The organism is Dellaglioa sp. CoH-56-MRSF-11 (genome assembly GCF_056782135.1).
Map to the genome: position 1 here is coordinate 1 of NZ_JBXAYE010000114.1, position 265 is coordinate 265.

Here is a 265-nt window from a genome sequence, read left to right on the forward strand (position 1 = left end):
GGATAAGAACATGTCAGCCACTTCTTTCGGTGCATCCTCGGCGAAGATCAGCCGGGGACGCGTTGCCCGCTATCTGCGCACGGAGTCTGGTGCTGCGGTGCTGCTGGTGATCGTCACGGTCGTGGCGCTGGCGTGGGCGAACTCGCCGCTATCCGATGCCTATTTCGAGTTGTGGCACCTGGACGTCGGGTTTGACTTCGGGCCGCTGGGCCTGCACATGGACCTGCATCACTGGGTCAACGACGGCCTGATGGTGGTCTTCTTC

Annotated in this window: 1 protein-coding gene; it reads left to right on the forward strand. The window is 61.9% G+C overall.

From position 1 onward, the window contains the following. Nucleotides 1-265 (forward strand): Na+/H+ antiporter NhaA (locus AC1RPT_RS08055; protein ID WP_481763032.1); only part of this gene is annotated, 265 nt, incomplete at both ends.